At 66.4% G+C, this 23,647-nt stretch carries 26 protein-coding genes; 18 read left to right on the top strand and 8 right to left on the bottom strand.

Features of this window, described 5'->3' with window-relative positions; genetic code table 11:
• Positions 1-13 precede the first annotated feature (13 nt).
• Positions 14-472 (top strand): ubiquinol-cytochrome c reductase iron-sulfur subunit, encoded by a 459-nt coding sequence (locus ACGFK1_RS07890; RefSeq protein WP_393427671.1) that lies wholly within the window; start codon positions 14-16, stop codon positions 470-472.
• A gap of 4 nt (positions 473-476) precedes the next feature.
• Here ACGFK1_RS07890 and ACGFK1_RS07895 read toward each other — a convergent pair whose 3' ends face one another.
• The 3 genes from ACGFK1_RS07895 to ACGFK1_RS07905 are packed head-to-tail and all read right to left on the bottom strand — an operon-like array spanning position 477 to position 4,406.
• Positions 477-1,790 (bottom strand): DUF2252 domain-containing protein, encoded by a 1,314-nt coding sequence (locus tag ACGFK1_RS07895; protein WP_393427672.1) that lies wholly within the window; start codon positions 1,788-1,790, stop codon positions 477-479.
• Positions 1,791-1,830: 40 nt separating this feature from the next.
• Positions 1,831-3,945 carry a molybdopterin cofactor-binding domain-containing protein gene (locus tag ACGFK1_RS07900; protein ID WP_393427673.1) on the bottom strand — a complete coding sequence of 705 codons (2,115 nt, stop codon included), beginning with the start codon at positions 3,943-3,945 and terminating at the stop codon, positions 1,831-1,833.
• Entirely contained in the window at positions 3,942-4,406 is a 465-nt protein-coding gene (locus ACGFK1_RS07905; RefSeq protein ID WP_393427674.1) for a (2Fe-2S)-binding protein, read from the bottom strand. The genes ACGFK1_RS07900 and ACGFK1_RS07905 overlap by 4 nt, the downstream gene beginning before the upstream one ends.
• A gap of 201 nt (positions 4,407-4,607) precedes the next feature.
• Here ACGFK1_RS07905 and ACGFK1_RS07910 point away from each other — a divergent pair, with 201 nt between their 5' ends.
• The 6 genes from ACGFK1_RS07910 (at position 4,608) to secA (ending at position 10,583) form a co-directional block, all read left to right on the top strand.
• Positions 4,608-4,976: an STAS domain-containing protein gene (locus tag ACGFK1_RS07910; protein ID WP_393427675.1), complete on the top strand. Its 369-nt coding sequence runs from the start codon at positions 4,608-4,610 to the stop codon at positions 4,974-4,976.
• A gap of 18 nt (positions 4,977-4,994) precedes the next feature.
• On the top strand, positions 4,995-5,453 hold the full coding sequence (locus ACGFK1_RS07915) for an ATP-binding protein (protein WP_393427676.1): 459 nt from the start codon (positions 4,995-4,997) through the stop codon (positions 5,451-5,453).
• Between the two features lie 134 nt (positions 5,454-5,587).
• On the top strand, positions 5,588-5,980 hold the full coding sequence (locus ACGFK1_RS07920) for an STAS domain-containing protein (protein WP_393427677.1): 393 nt from the start codon (positions 5,588-5,590) through the stop codon (positions 5,978-5,980).
• A 38-nt stretch (positions 5,981-6,018) separates the two neighbouring features.
• Entirely contained in the window at positions 6,019-6,648 is a 630-nt protein-coding gene (locus tag ACGFK1_RS07925) for a ComF family protein (RefSeq protein ID WP_393427678.1), read from the top strand.
• A 338-nt stretch (positions 6,649-6,986) separates the two neighbouring features.
• Positions 6,987-7,625 (top strand): ribosome hibernation-promoting factor, HPF/YfiA family, encoded by a 639-nt coding sequence (hpf, locus tag ACGFK1_RS07930; protein ID WP_393427888.1) that lies wholly within the window; start codon positions 6,987-6,989, stop codon positions 7,623-7,625.
• Positions 7,626-7,733: 108 nt separating this feature from the next.
• A complete protein-coding gene (gene secA / locus ACGFK1_RS07935; RefSeq protein ID WP_393427679.1) occupies positions 7,734-10,583 on the top strand; it encodes a preprotein translocase subunit SecA in 2,850 nt (949 codons plus the stop codon).
• Here secA and ACGFK1_RS07940 read toward each other — a convergent pair.
• A complete protein-coding gene (locus ACGFK1_RS07940) occupies positions 10,580-11,110 on the bottom strand; it encodes an Rv3235 family protein (protein WP_393427680.1) in 531 nt (176 codons plus the stop codon). The two genes, secA and ACGFK1_RS07940, sit on opposite strands and share 4 nt — an antisense overlap.
• A gap of 129 nt (positions 11,111-11,239) precedes the next feature.
• On the opposite strand from ACGFK1_RS07940, the gene ACGFK1_RS07945 reads away from it, so the two are divergent.
• The 4 genes from ACGFK1_RS07945 to ACGFK1_RS07960 all read left to right on the top strand — a co-directional run bounded on the left by ACGFK1_RS07945 (position 11,240) and on the right by ACGFK1_RS07960 (position 15,708).
• On the top strand, positions 11,240-12,649 hold the full coding sequence (locus ACGFK1_RS07945) for a wax ester/triacylglycerol synthase family O-acyltransferase (protein ID WP_393427681.1): 1,410 nt from the start codon (positions 11,240-11,242) through the stop codon (positions 12,647-12,649).
• Positions 12,650-12,665: 16 nt separating this feature from the next.
• On the top strand, positions 12,666-13,163 hold the full coding sequence (locus tag ACGFK1_RS07950; protein WP_393427682.1) for a DUF6912 family protein: 498 nt from the start codon (positions 12,666-12,668) through the stop codon (positions 13,161-13,163).
• A gap of 71 nt (positions 13,164-13,234) precedes the next feature.
• Positions 13,235-14,416 (top strand): ferredoxin reductase, encoded by a 1,182-nt coding sequence (locus ACGFK1_RS07955; RefSeq protein WP_393427683.1) that lies wholly within the window; start codon positions 13,235-13,237, stop codon positions 14,414-14,416.
• 68 nt (positions 14,417-14,484) lie between these two features.
• Positions 14,485-15,708, top strand: coding sequence for a fatty acid desaturase family protein (locus tag ACGFK1_RS07960; protein WP_393427684.1), 1,224 nt, complete (start codon positions 14,485-14,487; stop codon positions 15,706-15,708).
• A 49-nt stretch (positions 15,709-15,757) separates the two neighbouring features.
• Here the strand turns inward: ACGFK1_RS07960 and ACGFK1_RS07965 are convergent, their stop codons facing one another.
• Both ACGFK1_RS07965 and ACGFK1_RS07970 read right to left on the bottom strand, forming a co-directional pair.
• The gene (locus tag ACGFK1_RS07965) at positions 15,758-16,402 is read right to left on the bottom strand and encodes a class I SAM-dependent methyltransferase (protein WP_393427685.1); all 645 of its coding nucleotides are present in this window, start codon (positions 16,400-16,402) and stop codon (positions 15,758-15,760) included.
• 21 nt (positions 16,403-16,423) lie between these two features.
• Complete coding sequence (locus tag ACGFK1_RS07970; RefSeq protein ID WP_393427686.1) at positions 16,424-17,272, bottom strand: aldo/keto reductase; 849 nt, start codon at positions 17,270-17,272, stop codon at positions 16,424-16,426.
• A gap of 160 nt (positions 17,273-17,432) precedes the next feature.
• Here ACGFK1_RS07970 and ACGFK1_RS07975 point away from each other — a divergent pair, with 160 nt between their 5' ends.
• The gene (locus ACGFK1_RS07975; RefSeq protein ID WP_393427687.1) at positions 17,433-17,672 is read left to right on the top strand and encodes a hypothetical protein; all 240 of its coding nucleotides are present in this window, start codon (positions 17,433-17,435) and stop codon (positions 17,670-17,672) included.
• Between the two features lie 38 nt (positions 17,673-17,710).
• Here the strand turns inward: ACGFK1_RS07975 and rsgA are convergent, their stop codons facing one another.
• Complete coding sequence (rsgA, locus tag ACGFK1_RS07980; protein WP_393427688.1) at positions 17,711-18,706, bottom strand: ribosome small subunit-dependent GTPase A; 996 nt, start codon at positions 18,704-18,706, stop codon at positions 17,711-17,713.
• Positions 18,703-19,992, bottom strand: a complete 1,290-nt coding sequence (gene aroA / locus ACGFK1_RS07985) for a 3-phosphoshikimate 1-carboxyvinyltransferase (protein ID WP_393427689.1) — start codon at positions 19,990-19,992, stop codon at positions 18,703-18,705. The genes rsgA and aroA overlap by 4 nt, the downstream gene beginning before the upstream one ends.
• 36 nt (positions 19,993-20,028) lie before the next feature.
• Between aroA and ACGFK1_RS07990 the strand changes: the two genes are divergently transcribed.
• From ACGFK1_RS07990 to ACGFK1_RS08015, 6 genes are all read left to right on the top strand, one after another.
• Positions 20,029-20,796, top strand: coding sequence for an SOS response-associated peptidase (locus ACGFK1_RS07990; protein WP_393427690.1), 768 nt, complete (start codon positions 20,029-20,031; stop codon positions 20,794-20,796).
• Positions 20,797-20,842: 46 nt separating this feature from the next.
• Complete coding sequence (locus ACGFK1_RS07995; protein WP_393427691.1) at positions 20,843-21,427, top strand: TetR/AcrR family transcriptional regulator; 585 nt, start codon at positions 20,843-20,845, stop codon at positions 21,425-21,427.
• Between the two features lie 4 nt (positions 21,428-21,431).
• Positions 21,432-22,256, top strand: a complete 825-nt coding sequence (locus ACGFK1_RS08000; protein ID WP_393427692.1) for an enoyl-CoA hydratase/isomerase family protein — start codon at positions 21,432-21,434, stop codon at positions 22,254-22,256.
• Positions 22,257-22,345: 89 nt separating this feature from the next.
• Positions 22,346-22,528 carry a hypothetical protein gene (locus tag ACGFK1_RS08005; protein WP_393427693.1) on the top strand — a complete coding sequence of 61 codons (183 nt, stop codon included), beginning with the start codon at positions 22,346-22,348 and terminating at the stop codon, positions 22,526-22,528.
• Entirely contained in the window at positions 22,525-23,391 is an 867-nt protein-coding gene (locus ACGFK1_RS08010) for an oxygenase MpaB family protein (RefSeq protein ID WP_393427694.1), read from the top strand. Before ACGFK1_RS08005 ends, ACGFK1_RS08010 begins: the two co-directional genes overlap by 4 nt.
• 5 nt (positions 23,392-23,396) lie before the next feature.
• Positions 23,397-23,639, top strand: coding sequence for a hypothetical protein (locus ACGFK1_RS08015; RefSeq protein WP_393427695.1), 243 nt, complete (start codon positions 23,397-23,399; stop codon positions 23,637-23,639).
• Positions 23,640-23,647: the final 8 nt, after the last annotated feature.

Raw genomic sequence — 23,647 nt, forward strand, 5'->3', positions numbered from 1 at the left:
TGAAAGGTAGTGCATGAACATTTCCGAATTCCCGATCTCACGGCAGAAGGTTCTGCTCGGCGCAGGGCTGGGCCTGGTGACCGCCATCGTCGCCGCGTGCAGCACCTACGGCAAGAAGGACGAAGCGGCAGGCGAATCCAGCGCGACCACCGCAGCGCCGACCTCACCCGGCGATGGCACGGCCGCGCCAGCGGCCAAGGCGCTGGCCAAGACGGCCGACGTGCCGGTGGGCTCGGGTGTGATCGTCGGCGAGGTCGTGGTGACGCAGCCCACGGCCGGCGTCTTCAAAGGATTCTCCGCGAAGTGCACCCACAAGGGTTGCCTTGTCGACAAGGTGGCCGACGGTACCATCGACTGCCCTTGTCACGGAAGCAAATTCAATCTCGACGGCACAGTGGCCCATGGTCCGGCTGCCAAGCCGCTCGAGCCGGAGAACGTCACCGTGCAAGGCGACTCGATCGTGCTTGGTTGACCGGTCAGGTCGAACTGACTCCGGGGATGCGACCCTGCCGGAAGGCTTCCACGAAATGTCGGTGGTCGTCTCGCACCGTGGCGGCGTACTTATTCCCGAACGCGACGATGTCGGCGACGAAGTCGTCGATGTCGTCACCGATCACGTCGACGATCGCCTCCTCGGTCTGAAAGTCGACCAGCGTCTGATCGCTGTCGGTATCGCTGACGCAATGCACCTTGGCCACCGCCCGCCCGAGTTGTTCGATGACTTCTGCGAGCTCATCGGGCTCGGTGAGCTCGCTCCAGTCCAAATCGGCGTCATACGGCGATATTTCGCTGACCACGTAGCCGATGTCGTCGATGTCGGTGTAACCGAGTAACGGGTCGGCGTGTGCCTGCAACGCACGCTGGGAGACGGCGGTCCGGTGGCCGTGGTGCTCGAAGTACTCGTGCACGGCTCGGTCGTCGACCACCCGACTCGGTGCGGCCACGTTGCCCTGCTTCATCGAAAGCACCACGTCGTTGTCCAGCGCCTGGTTGAATCCCTCGATCAACAACGTGTACGCGGGCAGACCGGCGCTGCCGATGCCCATGCCGGTCTTGCCTATGACGTCCTTGACGTCATAGGCGATGCCGTGGAAGCGCTTGGTCTCTGGGATCGTCTCGAGGTAGCGGTCGAACGCGTCGGTGACCTTCGAGCGTTCGGCGTCGTCCAGACGCCGCACGCCAGTCAGGTCGCGAAATCGCCGATCCGACTCGTCCACATGCGTCATCCGCTCGAGCATCTGCGAGCGGGTCGACAGCCGCGCGGACTGCAGCGCCGACAACACCGCACCGCGGGCGGTCTGCAGGTTCAGCGAGAACGACGAATCGTCCTCGACGTCGACGAACCACCGGACCTGTTCGACGTACGCACGGACGAATGTTTCGATCAGGCTTGCGATTTCCTCATCTGACAGCGCCTTCTGCCAGCAGATCAACGCGATGCTGGCCGCGAACCGCTGAAGGTCCCAGGTGAAGTGCCCGACGTATGCCTCGTCGAAGTCGTTGACGTCGAAGATGAGCACACCGGAGCCGTCCATGTAGGTGCCGAAGTTCTCCGCGTGCAGGTCGCCCTGTATCCACACGCGGGAAGTCCGGTCGTCGGCCCAGCGGTCGTCGCGGTCCGCCACGTCGGCGTAGAACACGCAGGCGCTGCCGCGGTAGAACGCGAACGGGTCGGCCGCCATCTTGCGGAACTTGGTTCGAAACGCGTCGGGGTCCGCCTTCATCAGCCCTTCGAATGCCTGCACGAGGCAGTCGACGATGAACGATTCCCGCGGGTCGCTGTCGGCCATCCCACCGGGTACCCGCGGCGATCGCCCGCTATGCGGTCGGTCAGCGGTCCGGCATCGCGGACACGATCCGCTCCGGCGTCAGCGGCAGCGAACGCACCCGGACGCCGAGCGCGTCGGCAACGGCGTTGCCGATCGCGGCCGCGGTCGGGCCCTGCGCGCATTCCCCGACCCCGAGCGGTGGCCGGTCTGCGCCGGCCACGAACTCGACATCGACCGCGGGCACCTCGGAGAAGCGCAGGATCGGGTAGCTTTCCCAGGTGTCACTGGTCACCGTGAACCGGTCGAACCTCACCCGCTCCTTAACCGTCCAGCTGGTGGCCTGAATCGCGCCGCCCTCGATCTGGTTCGCCGCGCCGTCAGGGTTGATCACCAGCCCGGCGTCGACGGCGACCGTGAGCCGGCGGACGCGGACCTCAGTGACCGCCTCGACGTCGGCGACGACCGCACAGTAGGCGCTCGAGTTCTTGTATCGCGCGAATCCGACGCCACGACCGACCGCGTCACCGGGCTGTCGCGATGCCCAACCCGATTGTCTGGCAACGTGTTCGAGCACCACTCTGGCGCGCGGGTCGGACAGATGCGCCAACCGGAACTCGATGGGGTCCCGGTCGACGAGGGCTGCGAGTTCATCCATGAACGATTCGGCCGCGAACACGTTGAGGTGTGCCCCCAGCGAGCGCAACGCCGACGTGCGCAACGGCATCGCGGTGAGCAGGTGGTTCACCACCTGGTAGGCCGGAAAGTCGTAGCCCGGAACGGCATTGCGGCTCGCACCGCCCCCGCGCTCCTGAGGAGGTTCGCCGCCCGACCGGATCTCTTCGCCGCCGGCACTGTGACTGGACGCCAGGAACGCCAGATTCGGTGTCATGCCGGGCCTGCTGATGTAGCTAGGGCTCCAGATTTCGTGACGCCAGGACAGCACCGCGCCATCGGGGCCGCAGTCGGCCGAAAGCCGCACCACGCCAGCGGGACCCAGCGGCGACCAACTCAACTCGTCGGGCCGCGACCACACCACCTGCACCGGTCGGCCAGGAACGGCCCGCGCCAGAACTGCCGCGTCCATCGCCACGTCGTCGGCGCCGTTGTGCCCGTAGCAGCCGGCGCCGTCGACGTGCCGGACAGTCACGCGCTCCGGTGAAATGTCCAGTCCGCGTGCGATTTCGCGACGCAGGACGTGGATTCCCTGGCTGTGTGTCCAGATGTGCATCCCGTCGGCATCGGCGAGTGCGACTGCGCAGGAGGGACCAATCGAACCGTGCGCCAGATACGGGCGGTGGTACTCCGCGGTGACCGAGTGCTCGACACCTTCCGGCGGCCGCTGCCCCACGTCGGCGATGACCGTGCTGTCCGCGGGTGCGGACGTCAAGAACGCGGGCAGGTCGTCTTCGTCCGGCAGCGTCGGTCGCTGGTCCCAGGACGCATCCCTGCGCAGAAGATCCGCAGCCGAAAGCGCGGTCTCCTCGCGCTCAGCGACGACGGCGAGGAAGTTGCCGTCGCGGACCACCGCGATCACCCCTGGCACGGCTTGCGTTGGGGCACAGTCGATGTCGCGCAGCGTCGCACCACGGGACGGCGGCCTGACCACCCGGCCGTGCACCATCCCTTCGAGGGTCAGGTCGTGGACGTAACTCGGCAGGCCCGCCAGCTTGCCGGGGAGATCGAGCCGTGCCACGCTCGCGCCGACGACTCGATACGCCGTCGCCGGCTTGGGTGTCGCCTCACCCGTCGCCGCGTGGTCCAACAAGGTGTCGTCGGCCAACTCCCAGTAGCTGGTCGCCGCGCCGTCTGGTGCGCGGATCTGCCCGTCCTCGATCGTGAGGTCAGCCCTGGGCACGGCGAGTTTGTCCGCGGCGACGCCGAGGTAGACGTCACGCACCTCCGCGCAGACCTGCCGCAGGGCGGCACCAGATTGCTGAATGGACAGGCTGCCCGCGGTCAACCCTTCGTCGGGACTCGCCTCGGTGGTTGCGGGCCGCATGTCGATGCGGGCCACGTCGACGTCGAGTTCCTCCGCGGCCACCTGCGACAGCGCGGTCAGCACGCCCTGGCCCAATTCCACTTTGCCCGACCGGATTTCGATGACTCCCTCCGCCCCGATGCGCACCCAGTCGCCCAGTCGCGGGTTGGCGGCCAACGTCGGCGGTAGCCCGGTCACGAGGCCCGCATCTCGGCGGCGGCGGCCAGCACCGCACGCACTACCCGGTTGTGCGCGCCGCACCGGCACAGGTTGTCGTCCAGCGCCGCGCGCACCTCGGATTCGGCCGGGTCGGGATTCGCCGCCAACAGCGCTGCGGCGCTGACCACGATGCCGGACATGCAGTACCCGCACTGCGCGGCCTGGTGGTCGACGATGGCGCGGGCAACGGGGTGCGGTTGGCCGTCGTCGGCCAGACCCTCGACCGTCGTCACCGCCTTGTCCCTCACCGCCCACAACAGAGTGTCGCACGAGTAAGCGCGGTGTCCGTCCACGAGCACCGCGCAGGCGCCGCACACGCCGAGCCCGCAGCCGAACCGGGTGCCTTTCAGGCCGAGATGGTTACGCAGCACATACAGCAGTGCCGTGTCGGCGTCGGCGTCGACGTGTTCGATGCGGCCATTGACATGAACTTCTGCCATGCCTCCAGCATCACCTCCGGGCCCTGAACTGCCGCTGTGAATCCGCTGGCATCGGCGCCGACGACGGGGATTGGCCGGTGATCCTGCGCCGGTGCTTGCGCGGGTCGAGCCGATGTCAACTAATCTGTTCCCCGGTTCAGACTGCAGCCGGTGTACACGCGCGACCCGTCCAAGGACGGGCGCTTCGACGCTGGGTGAGGTATGGGCAAAGAGCAGTTCCATGAAGAGTGGGTCGGCCGGGTGGCGGTCGTCACTATGTCAGGCGAGTTGGACATGATGACCGCGCCACAGCTCGACGAGGCGGTGCACGCTGCGCTGGCCAAGAAGCCCGCTGGCCTGATCGTCGACCTCCTGGAGCTGACCTTCCTTGCATCGGCGGGAATGCAGCTGCTCATCGAGATCCGCGACCGAATCACCCCGGACGCGCGGTTCGCGGTGGTAGCGGACGGTCCAGCCACCAGCAGGCCGATGAAGATCACCGGGGTCACCGATGTCGTCGACGTGTTCACCACACGAGACGTAGCTCTCAACAGCTTTGCCGAATGCAATCGGCCGGAATCGGGTACCTGAACCAATACTGTGAGTGAGATGAGTAACCTGCCGCGTCCCGACGAACCAGCGTTCGTCGGGAGCGGAAGCGCGGATGCGGCCACCGTGTCACAGCTGAGACGGGACTTCGCAGCTTGGCTCGGGCAACGCTTCGCCCTCGACGAGGTCAGGTTCAGCGGCGCGGTCCTCGCCGTCTACGAGGCACTGGCCAATGCCGCTGAGTTCGCCTACGTGGGCCTGCCCGCCGCGGGCACGCTGTCTTTGGAGGCGCACCATGACGGTGCAGCCAACCGGCTCAATGTCCAGATTCGCGACCACGGCAGCTGGCGCGAGGTCATGCACGCCGCCCGGGACAACACCCGCGGACGCGGCATCCCGCTCATGAAAGCGCTCGCCGACGAGACGATCATCGACCGGAGCCCGTCCGGCACAGTCGTGCTGCTGCGCTTCGACGATGTACGCGCTGTAGACGGGGAAACGTTCGCCGCGTCTGCCTGATTCGCGGTTTGACCGCGTCTGTCTGATTCGCGGTTTGACGGCGTCTGTCTGATTCGCGGTTTGACCGCGGTGCCATTTGGGAATAGGCGCTTCGCTGGACGAGTTTGCGGCACCCCTCGGGAAAGCGAGCGTGCATGACCGTCACCCCGATCCGCGACCGGGGCCGCGAAGCGAAGCCGTATGCGACCCGGTCGTGCCGACTGCGCGTCACATGCCGAAACACCGGGTCCGACGTCTCGGTGTCAGTGCGCGGTGAAGTGGACACGCACAACGGCAAAGAATTCGCGGTCGCGGTGTGCGACGCCGCATCACGGGCCGACCATGTGACCGTCGACCTCAGCGAACTCGGCTTCATGGCGATCGATGGGGTGGCCGCGCTGCACGCGATCAACGCGCAGCTGTCGCGCGCGTCGACGCCATGGAGACTGGTGCCCGGCGCGGCCGCGTCGCGGGTGCTCGAGTTATGCGACCCCGAAGGGCTGATTCCGGTCGGCCCGCCTGCTCTCGGGGTCGCCCAGTCCGCCTGAGGTGCCGCGTTGTCACACCCGGCCGTGACACTGTGGACGTGCTCGACCTCGTCCTGCCGCTCGAATGCGGGGGCTGCGCCGCCCCGGCGTCGCGGTGGTGTCCCGCCTGCGCGCAGCAGCTCGCCGTCAGCGCCGACCAGCCCCACCTGATCACGCCACGCGTCGACCCAGGGGTGCCCGTCTTCTCGCTCGGCCGCTACGCGGGGCCGCGCCGGGCCGCCATCGTCGCGCTGAAGGAACACGGCCGCGCAGACCTGATCGCTCCGCTGGCCGCGGCACTCGGAGTCGGCATCGCCAACCTCATGACCTGGGGGCTGGTCGACACGTCGCTGACCGTCGTGCCGGCACCCACCCGTCAATCCGCCGCCCGCAGGCGCGGCGGCGACCCCATCACGCGGATCGCGCAGACGGCGACGGCAGACCACCCCGGCATCCGCGTCGTGTCGGCGCTGAGAATGCGGGGGCTGGTCCGTGACTCCGTCGGACTGTCCGGCGCCGACCGGGTACGCAACATCGCGGGCCGTGTCAAGCTCACCAAAGCCCCCACAGGCGCGGTCCTGCTCGTCGACGATGTGGTCACCACCGGAGCAACGGCCAGTGAATCGGTGCGGGTCCTGCACATCGCCGGCGGCCACGTCGCCGGAGTGCTTGCTATCGCGAATGCCTGACATCGGCGACAATTCCGGCCCGTCTCGGACCCGAATCAGCCTCATGTGAAGAACTGAAAACGGGTGGGCGAATTTACTGGCACTCCCGGGTGAACACGATTACCGTCGGCACCAACCACCCGTGAATGCCTCACGGCGGCGCTTTTGAACGCAGCGCTTGTATCGCCATCAGCGGTAGGAGGTGAGTAGTCGACACCTTGCACCGGCGGGTGGCGCGGACATGCAAACCCCGCTGGCGCGTTTCTCGAACACAAGCCGGGCACGCTCAAGCGTGCGACTCCGTAGAGAGCGAGTTGCAAAGCATGTCAAGCCATTCCGTGGACTCCGACCGCACAACAATGGTGATCGAGGACCAGCGGCCAGAACCGACCCCGAACGCCGAGGTCGTCGTCAAGGGACGCAACGTCGAGGTCCCCGACCACTTCCGCATCTACGTCTCAGAAAAACTGTCCCGACTCGAACGCTTCGACCGCACCATCTACCTGTTCGACGTCGAACTAGACCATGAGCGCAACCGGCGTCAACGGAAGAACTGTCAGCACGTCGAGATCACCGCGCGCGGACGCGGCCCCGTTGTTCGCGGCGAGGCATGCGCCGACAGCTTCTACGCCGCGCTGGAGTCGGCAGTCTGCAAACTGGAAAGCCGGCTGCGCCGCAGCAAGGATCGCCGCAAGGTGCACTACGGGGACAAGACTCCGGTATCACTGGCACAGGCCACCGCCGTCGATCCGCTGCCAACCACGCCGTCGACCGACGACAACCCCCAGACCGACGGGATCGCGCTCGACGACCACGAACCCGGGCGGATCGTGCGCACCAAAGAGCATCCGGCCACGCCGATGACCGTCGACGACGCCCTCTACGAGATGGAACTCGTCGGCCATGACTTCTTCCTGTTCCACGACAAGGAGAGCGACAAGCCCTGCGTCGTCTACCGCAGGCACGCCTACGACTACGGACTGATCAGGCTCGCCTAGACGCTTTCCAGCGGCTTCGACCAGCAATTTCGACGGGTCACTTACGATGGACGTCGTCTGATAAAGCCTGAGTCCATCGAACCCATTGAGAAAAGCTGAGGAAATCGCGTGCTGGACAAGTTGCTCCGTCTCGGTGAAGGCCGCATGGTCAAGCGCCTCAAAGGGGTCGCCGACTACGTCAACACCCTGTCTGACGATGTGGAGAAGCTCTCCGACGCCGAGTTGCGCGCGAAAACCGACGAATTCAAGAAGCGGGTAGCCGACGGCGAAAGCCTCGACGACCTTCTTCCCGAAGCGTTCGCCGTGGCCCGTGAGGCCGCATGGCGGGTGCTCGATCAGCGGCACTTCGACGTGCAGGTGATGGGCGGCGCGGCGCTGCACTTCGGCAACGTCGCCGAGATGAAGACCGGCGAGGGCAAGACGCTGACCGCCGTGCTGCCGTCATATCTCAACGCGCTGTCCGGCGACGGCGTGCACGTCGTCACGGTCAACGACTACCTGGCCAAGCGTGACGCGGAGTGGATGGGCCGCGTGCACCGCTTCCTGGGGCTCAACGTCGGCGTCATCCTTTCCGGGCTCACTCCCGATGAACGCAGGGCGGCTTATGCCGCCGACATCACCTACGGCACCAACAACGAATTCGGCTTCGACTACCTGCGCGACAACATGGCGCATTCGCTGGCCGACCTGGTGCAACGGGGGCACAACTTCGCGATCGTCGACGAGGTCGACTCCATCCTGATCGACGAGGCTCGCACGCCGCTGATCATTTCGGGGCCCGCCGACGGTTCGTCGAACTGGTATACCGAGTTCGCCCGGCTGGCCCCGCTGATGGAGAAGGACGTCCACTACGAGGTCGATCTGCGCAAGCGCACCATCGGCATACATGAGCTCGGGGTGGAGTTCGTCGAGGACCAGCTCGGCATCGACAATCTCTACGAGGCCGCCAATTCACCGCTGGTCAGCTACCTGAACAACGCCATCAAGGCCAAGGAGCTGTTCCAGCGCGACAAGGACTACATCGTCCGCGACGGCGAAGTGCTGATCGTCGACGAGTTCACCGGCCGCGTGCTGATCGGCCGGCGCTACAACGAGGGCATGCACCAGGCCATCGAGGCCAAGGAGCACGTCGAGATCAAGGCCGAGAACCAGACGCTGGCCACCATCACGCTGCAGAACTACTTCCGGCTTTACGAGAAGCTGTCCGGCATGACCGGTACCGCCCAGACGGAGGCGGCCGAGCTGCACGAGATCTACAAGCTCGGTGTCGTGACGATCCCCACCAACAAGCCGATGGTCCGCCAGGATCAGTCGGACCTCATCTACAAGACCGAAGAGGCCAAGTACATCGCGGTCGTCGACGACGTCGTCGAGCGGTACGAGAAGGGTCAGCCGGTGCTGATCGGCACCACCAGCGTCGAGCGGTCGGAGTACTTGTCGCGCCAGTTCCAGAAGCGCCGCATCCCGCACAACGTGCTCAACGCGAAGTACCACGAGCAGGAAGCCAACATCGTTGCCGAGGCAGGCCGGTTGGGCGCGGTCACGGTGGCCACCAACATGGCGGGCCGCGGCACCGACATCGTGCTCGGCGGCAACGTCGACTTCCTCGCGGACAAGGCGCTGCGTGCGCGAGGGCTCGACCCGGTCGAGACGCCCGACGAGTACGAGGCCGCGTGGCACGAGGTGCTGCCGAAGGTCAAGGCGGAGGCGGCCGAGGAATCCGAGGACGTCATCGCCGTCGGCGGACTGTACGTTCTGGGCACCGAGCGCCACGAGTCGCGCCGCATCGACAACCAGCTGCGCGGCCGGTCCGGTCGCCAGGGTGACCCCGGCGAGTCGCGGTTCTATCTGTCGTTGGGTGACGAGCTCATGCGGCGGTTCAACGGTGAGACGCTGGAAGCGTTGCTCAACCGGCTGCAGCTGCCCGACGACGTGCCGATCGAAGCCAAGATGGTCACCCGCGCGATCAAGAGCGCGCAGACGCAGGTCGAGCAGCAGAACTTCGAGGTCCGCAAGAACGTTCTGAAGTACGACGAGGTGATGAACCAGCAGCGCAAGGTCATCTACGAGGAGCGTCGTCTGATCCTGGAGGGGGAGAACCTCGCCGAACAGGCACACCGGATGCTGGTCGACGTGATCACCGCCTATGTCGACGGCGCCACCGCGGAGGGCTACGCGGAAGACTGGGATCTGGAGAAGCTGTGGGACGCGCTGAAGACGCTGTACCCCGTCGGCATCGATCACCACGACCTGCTCGACTCTGACGCCGTCGGCGAGCCCGGTGAGCTGACGCGTGACGAACTGCTCGACGCGTTGATCAAGGACGCCGAGCGGGCGTACGCCGAGCGGGAGAAGCAACTCGAGGAGATCGCAGGCGACGGCGCGATGCGGCAGCTGGAGCGCAACGTGCTGCTCAACGTCCTCGACCGCAAGTGGCGCGAACACCTCTACGAGATGGATTACCTCAAGGAGGGCATCGGCCTGCGCGCGATGGCGCAACGCGACCCGCTCGTCGAGTACCAGCGCGAGGGCTTCGACATGTTCGTCGGCATGCTCGAGGGACTCAAGGAAGAGTCGGTCGGCTTCCTGTTCAACGTCACCGTCGAAGCCGCGCCGGCCCCGACGGTCGCGCCGGTCGCCGCGCCATCGGGGCTTGCACAGTTCGCCGCCGAAGCCGCGGCCAAGGCGCAGGACAGCACCCACGGTGGGCTGGCCACCCAGGAGCGCACGGACAACGGACTGCCTGCCCAGCCGGCGTCGGCCTTGCGCGCCAAGGGAATTGAGGACTCGGCTCCTCCGCTGACCTACAGCGGCCCGTCCGAGGACGGGTCGACGCAGGTGAAGCGGGACGGCGGCGGCGGACCCAAGCATGCCGCACCGAGCGGCACCAGTCGGCGTGAACGCCGGGAGGCCGCGCGTCAGCAGGCCAAGGCCGCCAAGGGAATGCGTAGGCGCTAGCCGATCTGCAGCGCGACGATCCGCCAGCGGTCGTCGCGGCGTTCGATGCGCCCGGCGATGGCCCGCACACGCTGTGCGCGGGTATAGGTGGCGAACAATTCACCCGTCCGGTCGTCGACCATTCGCACCCTGACCCGGCCGAGCGCCGCGGTGGCGTTCTGCGGCATCCGCGTCAGCGCGGTGACCATGTCGATCAGCGCGGGCGCCACCAGCGGGCGCAGTTGCGCAATGGGTCTGCGCCGGTCGACGACCTCGAGGATGCGGCGCAGCGCCGCATCGGTGAACGCCACCACCGCCGTCGGCGGCAACGGATCGCGGGGCAGCCCCCGGACCGGCCGTCTTCGGCGCGCGCTGCGGCGGTGCAGCGCCGCAGAAGTGGGCGGCGGGCACGCCGCGAGTCCGACCGGGGGTGGTTCGCAGTCGATGATCGGCGCCGTCAACGACGCCGGCTCGGACGGAATTCGGGGCATGAGCGCTCTCCAGCTTTCGTACAACAGCGACGGCATCTGCTGGAGAGTCGCAGACATAGTCATGATCGCACGGTTCCGCGACGTCTGGACCCGCCGAATGCACCCGTGATGCGGGGACCCGGATCCGGCCGATAGCCTGCACGGGGGTCAGTACCAGTGATGAATGTGTAGAGGGGGGCGCACCGCATGGTGACCAGGTTGTCAGCGGCGGACGCGTCGTTTTATCACCTGGAGGACACCGCGACCCCGATGTATGTGGGCACGTTGTCGATTCTGCGCAAGCCGCGCAACGGGCTGAGCTATGAAACCCTGCTGGCCACCGTCGAGCAGCGGCTGCCGCAGATCCCGCGCTACCGCCAGAAGGTGCGCGAGGTGACGCTCGGCCTGGCCCGGCCGGTGTGGATCGACGACAGGGACTTCGACATCACCTACCACATCCGTCGGTCGGCGTTGCCGTCGCCGGGCAGCGACGCGCAGCTACACGAGCTCATTGCGCGGCTCGGCTCGCGGCCGCTGGACAAGTCGCGTCCGCTGTGGGAGATGTACCTGATCGAGGGCCTGGCCCGCAATCGCATCGCGATCTACACCAAGTCGCATCAGGCGCTGGTGAATGGGGTGACAGCGCTGGCGATCGGGCACGTGATCGCCGATCGCACGCAGAAGCCGCCGGAGTTCGGTGAGGACATCTGGATTCCCGCGCGTGAGCCGAGCGACCGTCAGCTGGTGTTGGGAGCGGTGGGCGAGTGGATCATGCGGCCCGCCGAACAGATGGCGGCCGTCCGATCGGCGGTGACCGAGGTGGCCACCAACGCCGGTCAGCTCGTCGAGGTCGGCCGCCGCGTCGTCAATGTGGCCCGCACCGTCGCCCGTGGAACGGCGCCGAACAGTCCGTTGAACACCACGGTTTCACGTAACCGGCGCTTCACCGTTGCTGCCCACCGTCTCGACGACTACCGCACGGTGCGGGCGCGCTACGAGTGCGACATCAACGACATCGTGCTCGCTGTGGTGGCGGGAGCCCTGCGGAACTGGCTGATGTCGCGCGGAGAACCGGTGACATCGTCGACGACGGTGCGCGCGATGGCGCCGATGTCGGTGTACCCCGATGCGGAACTCGATTCCACCGCGCCAGGGCAGGCGATCAGCGAGGTGACGCCGTTCCTCGTCGATCTGCCGGTGGGGGAGGGCAACGCCGTGGTGCGGCTGTCCCAGGTCTCGCACGCCACCGAATCGCATCCGACCCACGCCAGCTTCGTCGATGCAAGGACCATCGTCACCCTGTCTGGATTTGCGCCACCGACCTTGCACGCCATGGGTATTCGGGTAGCGACCACGTTCTCCGCGCGCCAGTTCAATCTGCTGATCACGAATGTGCCTGGCGCGCAGAAGCAGATGTTCGTCGCGGGTACCAAGCTGCTGGAGACATATTCGGTGCCGCCGTTGTTGAACAACCAGGTGCTGGCGATCGGGGTGACGTCCTACAACGGCATGCTGTACTTCGGTATCAACGCCGACCGCGACGCGATGAGCGATGTCGGCGTGTTCCCTTCGCTGCTGCGCGAATCGCTGGACGAACTGCTGGAAGCCGCGCAATAGCGGCTAACCTCCTTGAGTGCGCGTCTATGTTCCCGCGACCCTGGCCATGCTGCAGCAACTGGTCGCCGATCGAGTGCTGCACGTCCGCAGCGGGACCGCGTTCGCGGTGACGCCGACGCTGCGCGAGGCCTATGCCGAGGGCGACGACGACGAACTGGCCGACGTCGCGCTGCGCGATGCCGCGCTGGCGTCGCTACGGCTGTTGTCCGGCGAGGGCACATCGGACCTTCCGCCGCGGCGAGTCGTGGTGGTCGCCGACGTCGAGGACGCGACCGCGCGCCCGGATCTCGACGACGCGGTGGTGCGGCTTGCGGGGCCGCTGGCGTATGACGACGTGATCGCCGCCTTCGTCGACAACGCCGACGCCGAACCTGCGGTGCTGCCTGCGATCGAGGCGATCGATGCCTCCGACCTCGGCGATGAGGATGCCGAATTCACTGTCGGGGACGCCCAGGATCACGATCTGGCCTGGTACGCCCCGCAAGAGCTGCCGTTCCTTCTCGAGCTGCTCTGATGGTGCTCCCTTGGCTCAAGAGGAGAACCTACGGTACCGTAGGTTCTGTCTCCCGGACTGGTGCTTCCCGAATGGGGAGCGCGATCCTGAAACTGGGGCAGGAGCTTTCGTTGGGCAAGAAATACAGCACAAGCAGGCCCGCAGCCGTTCTCACGGACACTGAGCGGCCCACCGTCGCCGGTGCGGGTAAGCATCGCGGCTGGGACGCCGCGCGCGCCATCGCCGAGCGGCTCACCACACCTCTGCTGCCCGATGATTACCTCAAGCTGGCGAACCCGCTGTGGTCGGCGCGGGAATTGCGCGGGCGGGTGTTGGAGGTACGCCGCGAGACCGTCGACTCCGCCACGTTGGTGATCAAGCCCGGCTGGGGCTTTTCGTTCGACTATCAGCCGGGTCAGTACATCGGCATCGGCGTATTGGTCGACGGCCGCTGGCGGTGGCGGTCCTACTCATTGACGTCGAGCCCGGTGACCGGCGCGCGCATCATCACCATCACGGTCAAGGCGATGCCCGAGGGGTTCTTGTCGACCCACCTGGTCGATGGGCTCGAACCGGGGACCGTCGTCCGGTTGGCGGCGCCGCAAGGCAACTTCGTGATGCCCGACCCGGCGCCCGCTTCGGTGCTGTTCATCACCGCAGGCTCCGGTATCACGCCGGTGATGTCGATGCTGCGCACACTGGCCCGCCGCGAACAGGTCACCGATGTGATCCATTTGCATTCGGCCCCAACGGAATCCGATGTGATGTTCGCCAGCGAGCTGGCCGATCTGCAGCGCAGTCACGACGGCTACCGGATCCGGCTGCGGTCCACACGCACCCAAGGGCGCCTCGACCTGTCTCGGCTCGACGACGAGGTGCCCGACTGGCGTCAGCGGCAGACATGGGCTTGCGGTCCGGAGGGCATGCTGGATCAGGCGGAGGGCGTCTGGTCGGCTGCGGGCATCGCCGAGCGCCTCCATCTGGAACGCTTCGCAGTGTCGAAGGCTGCCGTCCACGGGCAGGGCGGCACGGTGGAGTTCGCACGCACCGGGAAGACGATCACGGTCGATGCCGCGACCCCGCTGATGGACGCGGGAGAACGCGTCGGGATCCAAATGCCGTTCGGCTGCCGGATGGGCATCTGCCAATCGTGTGTGGTGGGCCTGATCGAGGGCCACGTCCGCGATCTGCGCACCGGAATCGAGCACGAACCGGGTACCCGTATCCAGACATGCGTTTCCGCTGCATCTGGCGATTGCGTACTGGACGTCTAACCTTTACTGACTGGTAACTTACGGGTTCGTAGGTTACGGTAGCGTAGGTAGAGGAAGGGAGGAAAAACATGGCAATAACGGACGTACCGGCATTCGCGCATCTGACCGAAGCCGATATCGACGGGCTCGCATTCGAGCTGGACGCTATACGCCAGGACATCGAGGACTCCCGGGGCGAGCGCGACGCGCGCTACATTCGCCGCACCATCGCCGCCCAGCGGGCACTGGAGGTGGCGGGTCGGCTGATCCTCGCGGCAAGCTCACGCCGCTCGGCGTGGTGGGCGGGCACCGTGACCCTGGGCGTGGCCAAGATCATCGAGAACATGGAAATCGGCCACAACGTCATGCATGGCCAATGGGATTGGATGAACGATCCCGAGATTCACTCCACCACGTGGGAATGGGACATGAGCGGCTCCGCCAAACACTGGCGGTTCACCCACAATTTCATGCACCACAAGTACACGAACATCCTCGGCATGGACGACGACGTGGGCTACGGCCTGCTGCGCGTCACCCGTGACGACAAGTGGAAGCCCTTCAACCTGGGCAACCTGTTCTTCAACACGATGCTCGCGATCGGCTTCGAGTGGGGCGTCGGGCTGCAGCACCTGGAACTCGGCAGGATGTTCAAGGGTCGCGATGACCGCGACGCCACCATGGTGCGGCTGCGCGAGTTCTCGGGCAAGGCGGGCCGGCAGGTGTTCAAGGACTATGTCGCGTATCCGGCGCTGACCTCGCTGTCACCCCGCGCGACCTACAAGTCGACGATGAAGGCCAACGCGATAGCGAACGTCATCCGCAACGTCTGGGCCAACGCCGTGATCTTCTGCGGGCATTTCCCCGACGGCGCAGAGAAATTCACCAAGACCGACATGGCGGGCGAGAGCAAGGGCGAGTGGTATCTGCGCCAGTTGCTCGGCAGTGCGAATTTCGAGAACGGTCCGGTGCTGCGGTTCATGAGCGGCAACCTGTGCCATCAGATCGAGCACCATCTGTATCCGGACCTGCCGAGCAATCGGCTTCACGAAATCTCGATACGGGTGCGGCAGGTGTTCGACAAGTACGACCTGCCGTATACGACGGGCTCGTTCCTGGTTCAGTACGGCAAGACCTGGCGGACCATCGCCAAGCTGTCGTTGCCGGAGAAGTACCTGCGCGACACCGCCGATGATGCGCCGGAGACCCGTAGCGAGCGGATGTTCGTCGACCTCGAGCCTGCCCAGCGCAGCGGACTCAAGTCGGCCATCGCCGCCGTGCGCGCCCGCCGCCGCGCCAAGCGGGGTAACTAGCCGAACGTGAAGCTGTGTGCGGCATTTCAGCGAAATGTCGCACACACGCTCACGTTCGACGCGCGATCAGGTAGGCGTGTGGCGTCGATTCAAAGCCGTCGTCGTCGGGTTCACGCACCAAGCCCGCGTACGGCTGCAGGCCCGCGTCTTCCAACATCAGCGCTACGGTGTCGGGCTGGCGCCGGTAGAACGTCAACGACACCTGCGCACCGAACATCTCGGTGAAACTGCGTGGCCGGTCGCCCACTTGGAAAGCAGCTAATGCCACGCCGCCCGGCCGCAACACCCGGAAGAACTCCGAAAAGACTTGGGGCAGTGTGTCGTCGGGTACGTGGATGACGGAATACCACGCACAGATCCCGTCGAAGAAGCCGTCGTCGAAGGCCAGGTTCGTCATGGACCCGACCTCGAATCTGAGACCGGGGTTGAGTTGTCTCGCCTCGGCAATCATATTGGGGGACAGGTCGATACCGACGACGTCGAGTCCGTGATCGGCGAACATGCGCGACGTTGCCCCAGTGCCGCAGCCGACGTCGGCGATCAGCCCGTTGGGCTTGACCAAACCGGCGAATCCGCTGAGCATCGCGCGATCGAGCGGCTTGTTGTGCAAGTGGTCGTGGAACCGGTCGGCGTATTCGGTTGCGGTGAGGTCATAGCCCTCGCGCGTGCGGTTCAAAAAGCCTAGTTCGGTCACTTCCGCACTCTACTCGCGCGGCTAGGTGTCGACGTTGTCGAACTCATCGGGGTTGGCCCCGGTCCTGCCGGCCTCACCCTTGTCCAGCGCGGCGAGCGCGGCCATGTCGGTGTCGTCGAGTTCGAAGTCGAACAGCGAGAAGTTCTCGGCGATCCGTTGCGGCGTCACCGATTTCGGGAACACCACGTCACCGCGTTGAATGTGCCAGCGCAACACCACCTGTGCCGGTGACTTGCCCACCGCGGCCGCGAGGGCCGTGACGTCGGGATCGTTCACCACCGTGCCGCGCGCGATGGGCGCCCAGGCTTCGGTCACGATGCCATGCTCGCGTCCATAGTCGCGCACTTCTTCGTTGCCGAAATACGGGTGCACCTCGATCTGATTGACCGCCGGAATGGTGTCCGTCTCGCGAGCCAGTCGCTGTAGGTGTGATACCTGAAAATTCGACACTCCGATGCTGCGGGCCCGGCCGTCGTTCTTGAACTCCTCGAGCGTGCGCCACGTCGAGACGAAATCGCCGTCATAGCGTGTCGGCAGCGGCCAGTGGATCAAGAACAGGTCGACGTACTCGAAGCCGAGCGCGGCGAGTGTGCCATCGAAGACGCGCCGCGCATCGTCGGGTTTGTGGAAGCCGTTGTTGAGCTTGCTGGTGACGAACACTTCTGCTCGGTCGATGCCCGCATCGCGGATGGCCTGCCCGACGCCCTGCTCGTTTCCGTACATCTGCGCGGTGTCGATGTGCCGGTAACCGACATCCAAAGCCGTCGCGACCGCAGACGCGGTCTCATTGGGATGGATCTTGTAGGTGCCGAACCCCAATTGCGGGATGCGCGCGCCGTCGTTGAGCGTGATCGCGGGTACCTGGCTCACGATCCCGAGCCTAGTTCCCCCGATCGGGGGACCGCCAATTCCGCCGGTGCGCGGGCCGATCACCGGACATACAACGACCGCCGGGGCGAGCATTCTTGGTTCATCGCCGGAAAACACCGGGGCACGAGACCAAAAGCCAACTCACACAGGGGAATTCGAAATGACCATCAACTTCGCACGCACCTTCGCCCTTTCCATCGTCTCGGCAGGTGTCATCGGCGGCGCCGCCGTCGGAATGGCGGGCACTGCCGCCGCCGCCGCCACCACCCAGCCGACCGTCCCTGGCCACTTCTACAGCCCAGGCGTCCACGCTCACCCCGCACCGCAGGCGATGCCCGGCTGGCACGGCCACCACGGTGTGTGGCGCATCCAGCACTTCGAGCCCGGCTACCGCCCCTGATCACCATCGACCCGCTGAGGCCCTCCCATGGGAGGGCCTCAGTTGTTGCGCGGGTCAGCCTCGCGCAGTGCCGCCAGCAGTCGTCGCGCCGCGGCAACCCGGCCCGCGGCCGGTCCCGTCAGCGTGTCCAACGCGCACTCCGGGTCGGCGGGCGGTCCCATGTGCCCGCACCCGCGTGGGCAGTTCTTGATCGCCTCGGACAGATCCGAGAACGCCAGCAGGACGTCGTCAGGTTCGATGTGCGCCAACCCGAACGATCGGATGCCCGGGGTATCGATGATCCAGCCGCCGAAGCTCAGCGGCAGCGCGATCGACTGCGTCGACGTGTGTCGGCCCTTGCCGACATCGGTGACCTCACCGGTCGCCCTGTCTGCATCGGGCACAAGACGATTCACCAAGGTCGACTTGCCGACACCGGAATGCCCGAGCAACACCGTCACCCTGTCGGTGAGCAGCGGCGCGACGACATCCAGCGGGTCGTCGCGGCCCGCGGTGGTGATCGTCAGGTCGAGATCGGCGAACTGCGCGGCGAACGGTTCGGGCGGCGCCAGGTCGGTCTTGGTCAGGCACAGGATCGGGTCGAGGCCGCCTGCGTAGGCCGCGATCAGCGCACGCTCGACAAGGCCGGTGCGCGGCGGCGGGTCGGCCAACGCCACCACGATCAGCAACTGGTCGGCGTTGGCGACCACCACCCGCTCGGTCGGATCGGTGTCATCAGCAGTGCGCCGCAACACCGTTCGCCTGTCACCGCGGCGGACGATGCGGGCCAGGGTGTCCGGTTTCCCGGACAGATCGCCGACGATGCCGACCTCGTCACCGACCACGATCGGGGTGCGACCCAGCTCCCTGGCCCGCATCGCGGTGACCCGCCGGTCAGGATCTGCGCCCAGCGCGCAACCCCACCGGCCGCGGTCGACGGTGACCACCATGGCTTCCTGCGCGTCAGCATGATCCGGGCGTGTCTTGGTTCGCGGCCGCGAGCCCCGGCCGGGTCGTACCCGGACATCGGACTCGTCGTACTCGCGAGGGCTCAATCGGCCTGCCCTTCGAGCATCTCGGCCCATAGTTGCGGGAACCCGGGCAGCGTCTTGCCCGTCGTGCCAATGTCTTCCACTTCGACGCCGGGCACCCGCAGGCCCACAATCGCACCCGCCGTCGCCATCCGATGGTCGGCATACGACCGCCACAAGCCGCCGTGCAGCGGTCGGGCGGTGATGCGCAGCCCGTCGGGTGTCTCCTCGCACTGGCCACCGAGCCGGTTGATCTCCGTGCGCAGCGCTGCCAGTCGATCCGTTTCGTGGCCGCGCAGGTGCGCGATCCCACTCAACTGCGAGACCGAACCGTCCGAGGCCAACGCCGCGAGAGCAGCCACCGCGGGTGTCAACTCGCCGACGTCGCGTAGATCGACGTCGATGCCGCCGTAGATGCGGGTGCCTTGCACCTCCAAGTAGGAATTTCCACCTCGGACAACGGAACCCAACTTTTGCAGGACCGCGAAGACGTCGGCTGCGGGTTGGATGCTGTCCTCCGGCCAGCCGGTCACCCGCACACTGCCTCCGCTGACCACCGCCGCGGCCAGGAACGGCACCGCGTTGGACAGATCGGGCTCGATGGTCCAGTCGCGCGCCGCAATTGGGCCTGGCGCCACATGCCAGCGATTGGCCGCACTGTCGTCGACGGCCACCCCAGCTTCGCGCAGCATCGACACGGTCATCGCAATGTGCGGTGCGGAAGGAACGGAGTCGCCGGTGTGGACGATGGTGAGCCCGTCGGTGAACGCGGCCCCTGACAGCAGCAGACCGGAGACGAACTGTGACGACGCGGAGGCGTCGATCTGCACCGTGCCGCCTGCCACGGACCCCGCCCCGCGCACCGCGAACGGAAGGCCATCACCGTCGACGTCGACACCGAGCCCGCGCAGGGCGTCGAGCAGCGGCGCGATCGGGCGGGTTCGGGCCTGCTCGTCACCGTCGAACAGCACGGTCCCGGTGCCCAGCGCCGCCACCGGCGGGACGAATCGCAATACGGTGCCCGCGAGCCCGCAGTCGACCCGGGCGCCCGATTGCGGGGCGATGGCACCGCCGATCGTCAACTCCGAGTCATCACCGTCGACGGCAACGCCGAGTGCCCGCATGGCGCCGATCATCAGGTCCGTGTCACGGCTGCGCAGCGCGTTGCTCACTGTCGACGTCCCGTTCGGGGTGGCCAGCGCGGCCAGCACCAGCGCCCGGTTCGTCAGCGACTTCGACCCTGGGATCGTCACGGTGGCATGCACAGGGGTCGACGTCGACGGTGCCTGCCAGTTGTTCACGAGGTACATCCTGCACTGTCGGTTCCCCGTGCCACCATGGGATATATGTGTGGGCGATTCGCAGTGACCACCGATCCGGCCTTGTTGGCCCAGAAGATCCAGGCCATCGACGAAAGCGCGGCAGCGGCCAAGGAGGTGGCCGCCAACTACAACGTCGCGCCGACCACCACCATCAGCACGGTGGTCAAACGACACAGCGAACCCGACGACGAGTCGACGCGGCGGGTGCGGTCGATGCGCTGGGGCCTGGTGCCGCCGTGGGCCAAGGCGAGAGAGGACGGTGGCCCCGACACCAAGGGGCCGCTGCTGATCAACGCCCGGGCCGAGAAGGTCACCACCTCGCCCGCGTTCCGCAACTCGGCGAAGAACAAGCGGTGTCTGGTGCCGATGGACGGCTGGTACGAGTGGAAGAAGATGGGTGAGGCGAAGGGGCCGAAAACTCCCTTCTACATGTACGGCGGCGACGGCGAGATGCTGTTCATGGCGGGCCTGTGGTCGACGTGGCGGCCCCGCGACAAGGCGGACGCACCGAAAGACGCGCCGCCGCTGCTGAGTTGCACCATCATCACCACCGACGCCGCAGGCCCGCTGGCCGAGATTCACGACCGCATGCCGCTGACCATCAGCCGCGACGACTGGGATCGCTGGCTGGACCCCGATGCGCCGATCGACGAGGGTCTACTGCGCGGCCACGGCGACCTCGACCGCATCGAGATCCGTGAGGTGTCCCGGTTGGTCAACAGCATCCGCAACAACGGTCCCGAGTTGATCGAACCTGCCGAACCGCAGCCGGAGCAGGCCACGTTGCTCTAGCTCTGCCGCCTACCGAGGATTCCTCTGTAGAGCTAGAGTATTTCTCGTGCCACGCTCGGGTGGATCGGACGCTCGGGACCGGCTGCTGCACGTGGCGCGGCGCCGGTTCGCCGTCGATGGCGCGCTGGTGCCCACGCTCGACGACGTTCGGCGTGAGGCGAAGGTGAGTGTGGGCGCGCTGTACCACCACTTCCCCGACAAGCCCGCCCTCGCGGCCGCGGTCTACGCGCAGTTGATGGGCGAATACCAGGCGGGATTCGTGGAGATGCTGCGTGGTGAAGGCACCGCGGAGGGCGGCATCAGAGGTGGCGTGGCCTATCACCTGCAGTGGGTGAGCGGGCATCGCGGCGAGGCCAGGCTGCTGCTCGGCGACCGACTCGACAGTGCCGCACTGCGCGATGCCAACCGGGGTTTCTTCGCCGCCGTCGGTGACTGGTGGCGCCCGCACCAAACATACGGAGTGCTGCGGCCGATACGACTCGAGATCACGGCCGCGCTCTGGCTGGGCCCTGCGCAGGAATTCAGCCGCTACTGGATAGCCGGCGGCGACCAGACCATGCCGCGCGACGTCGTCGAAACCTTCGCGACGGCCGCATGGACAGCATTGCGCGCCAACGATATTGAGGAGTAATCAGATGAATTCGATGTACCGCACGATCGTCGCCGCCGGCGATGATCCGCTCGCACCCCAACGCGTGCACGTCGACCATCGCGGTGACAGGGCGGTGCTCACGCTCGACGAGTCACACCGGCTCAACGTGCTTTCCGCGCCGCTGGTGCGGCAGTTGCGGCGGGCGCTGGAGGCCTTGGACGCCGACCCCGACGTCCACAGCGTCGTCCTGACCGGCGCCGATCCCGGCTTCAGCGCAGGCGGCGACCTGAAGATGATGAAGACCGCGATCGAATCGCTCGGCGATCCGGAGGGAGTGGCCGACGTGTGGCGATGGATCCGCCGCGAATTCGGCGGGATCGCCCGGCTCATCGCGCGGTCGGACACCATCTTCATCGCCGCGCTCAACGGCGCCGCGGCGGGTGTCGGCTTGGCGTGGGCGCTGACGTGCGACCTCGTCATTGCCAGTGAACGCGCGGTGATCGTGCCCGCCTTCGGCAGGTTGGGCCTGCTCCCCGAGGTCGGCACCAGTTGGGCGCTCACGAGGCGGCTCGGATATCAGGGCGCACTCGCGTACTACCTGCGCGGCGACCACATCGACGCCGACACCGCGCTGCGACTCGGGCTGGTGCAGGAAGTCGTCGAGCACGACCACCTACTGGCCGTCGCCGACGAATGGTGTTCTCGCATAGCCGATTTGCCGCCGCACGCGGTCGCGATGAGCAAACCATTGATGCGGGCCACCGCGGACGCCGACTGGAACGACGCGATCACGCTCGAGGAATTCGCCGAACCGGCGTGCTTCACCACCGCCGCGTTTGCCGACAGCGTGCGTTCGCTGCTGAAGTAGGCACAGTCGTTCACATTCGGCTGGTGTGGCCCCTGGAACAATCACAAATCGGGCCATCGCGGTCCGAATGGCCATTAACATAACCGCTCATGCTCAGCGCATTGAGACAGGTCTTGAGCTTCGAGATGACGATCGCGGAGTGGATCGGCACCGCGGCCATGCTCGCGGCACCGTACCTGACCGTCGGTGTGCTGTGGGCGCTGCTCGGCGGCGATTGGCGGGCCGTCCTGTGGTGGCCGGCGCTGCTGGTCTCGGCGGTGTGCCTGGGATGACGTCCACCGATTGCCGCATCGACATCCGTCGACGCACTTCGCGCTGGGACCCTGATGCGCACGTCAGCGTTGCCGAGGCCATGGACTTCTGGGCGTTCGCCGCCGGTGCCGCCAACGTGATCATGCAGTTGTCGTGGCCGCAGGTGGGTTACGGCGTCAGTGAAAGCAAGGTGGACTCGGGCAATCTGCTCAAGCACCCGTGGAAGCGGGCCCGCACGACGTTTCAGTATCTGGCGGTCGCGATCCTCGGCCGACCGGACGACCGCGCGGCGATCCGGGAAGCCGTCAACGGTGCCCACCGCCACGTCAAGTCCACCGCCGACAGCCCGGTCCGCTACAACGCGTTCGATCGTGAATTGCAGATGTGGGTCGCCGCATGCCTTTTCGTCGGCCTCGAGGACACCTACCAACTGTTGCGCGGCGCTATGACCCCCGAACAGGCCGAGCAGTTCTACCGATCCGCGTGGACGCTGGGCACCACGCTGCAAGTCACCGAGAACCAGTGGCCGCCGACGCGTGCGGAGTTCGACACGTACTGGGAACAGGCCTGTCAGCGCGTGAAGATCGACGACCACGTGCGTGCTTACCTGCGGGATCTGCTGGACCTGCGGATGATCAATCCGGTTCTGGCGCTGCCGTTTCGACCGTTGCTGAAGTTCCTCACCGTCGGGTTCCTAGCGCCGGTGTTCCGCGATGCGCTGGGGGTGCGGTGGGGCGGTTTCAGGCAACGCCAGTTCGAGTGGCTTTTCCTGTTGGTCGCCTTCGTCAACCGATTCCTGCCGGTGTTCATCCGCCATGGCGGCAGTTATCTGCTGCTTGCTGATGTCCGCAGGCGGGTGCGAAGCCATCGGGCGTTGGTGTGAAGGCCATGCTGCGTCGTGTGTTGAGCCGCCGGGCCAGTGTCGAGGCGATGATCGAGTTCGCGATGTGGATGGCGATTCCCTACGTCGTGATCGGCTTGACGTTCGCCTTCTTCCACGCCGAGCAGGTTGCGCTGATCGAGACGCACTTGCAGACCCGGATACCGGCGGGCGCCGACATCGGCGCCTACGGGTTGACGGCGTTGTTCTGGCCTGCCGGGCTGTTCGGCGTCGACGTCTGCGTGGCGTGACCGCAATC

It is taken from the genome of Mycobacterium sp. NPDC048908 (assembly GCF_043197955.1).
In the GTDB taxonomy this organism is placed as follows: domain Bacteria; phylum Actinomycetota; class Actinomycetes; order Mycobacteriales; family Mycobacteriaceae; genus Mycobacterium.

Coding starts and splice junctions, on each gene's coding strand:
- ACGFK1_RS07890 (WP_393427671.1), top strand. CDS start 14: ATGAACATTTCCGAATTCCCGATCTCACGGCAGAAGGTTCTGCTCGGC.
- ACGFK1_RS07895 (WP_393427672.1), bottom strand. CDS start 1,790: ATGGCCGACAGCGACCCGCGGGAATCGTTCATCGTCGACTGCCTCGTG.
- ACGFK1_RS07905 (WP_393427674.1), bottom strand. CDS start 4,406: ATGGCAGAAGTTCATGTCAATGGCCGCATCGAACACGTCGACGCCGAC.
- ACGFK1_RS07910 (WP_393427675.1), top strand. CDS start 4,608: ATGGGCAAAGAGCAGTTCCATGAAGAGTGGGTCGGCCGGGTGGCGGTC.
- ACGFK1_RS07915 (WP_393427676.1), top strand. CDS start 4,995: ATGAGTAACCTGCCGCGTCCCGACGAACCAGCGTTCGTCGGGAGCGGA.
- ACGFK1_RS07920 (WP_393427677.1), top strand. CDS start 5,588: ATGACCGTCACCCCGATCCGCGACCGGGGCCGCGAAGCGAAGCCGTAT.
- hpf (WP_393427888.1), top strand. CDS start 6,987: ATGGTGATCGAGGACCAGCGGCCAGAACCGACCCCGAACGCCGAGGTC.
- ACGFK1_RS07940 (WP_393427680.1), bottom strand. CDS start 11,110: ATGTCTGCGACTCTCCAGCAGATGCCGTCGCTGTTGTACGAAAGCTGG.
- ACGFK1_RS07945 (WP_393427681.1), top strand. CDS start 11,240: ATGGTGACCAGGTTGTCAGCGGCGGACGCGTCGTTTTATCACCTGGAG.
- ACGFK1_RS07955 (WP_393427683.1), top strand. CDS start 13,235: ATGGGGAGCGCGATCCTGAAACTGGGGCAGGAGCTTTCGTTGGGCAAG.
- ACGFK1_RS07960 (WP_393427684.1), top strand. CDS start 14,485: ATGGCAATAACGGACGTACCGGCATTCGCGCATCTGACCGAAGCCGAT.
- ACGFK1_RS07975 (WP_393427687.1), top strand. CDS start 17,433: ATGACCATCAACTTCGCACGCACCTTCGCCCTTTCCATCGTCTCGGCA.
- aroA (WP_393427689.1), bottom strand. CDS start 19,992: ATGTACCTCGTGAACAACTGGCAGGCACCGTCGACGTCGACCCCTGTG.
- ACGFK1_RS07990 (WP_393427690.1), top strand. CDS start 20,029: ATGTGTGGGCGATTCGCAGTGACCACCGATCCGGCCTTGTTGGCCCAG.
- ACGFK1_RS08000 (WP_393427692.1), top strand. CDS start 21,432: ATGAATTCGATGTACCGCACGATCGTCGCCGCCGGCGATGATCCGCTC.
- ACGFK1_RS08005 (WP_393427693.1), top strand. CDS start 22,346: ATGCTCAGCGCATTGAGACAGGTCTTGAGCTTCGAGATGACGATCGCG.
- ACGFK1_RS08010 (WP_393427694.1), top strand. CDS start 22,525: ATGACGTCCACCGATTGCCGCATCGACATCCGTCGACGCACTTCGCGC.
- ACGFK1_RS08015 (WP_393427695.1), top strand. CDS start 23,397: ATGCTGCGTCGTGTGTTGAGCCGCCGGGCCAGTGTCGAGGCGATGATC.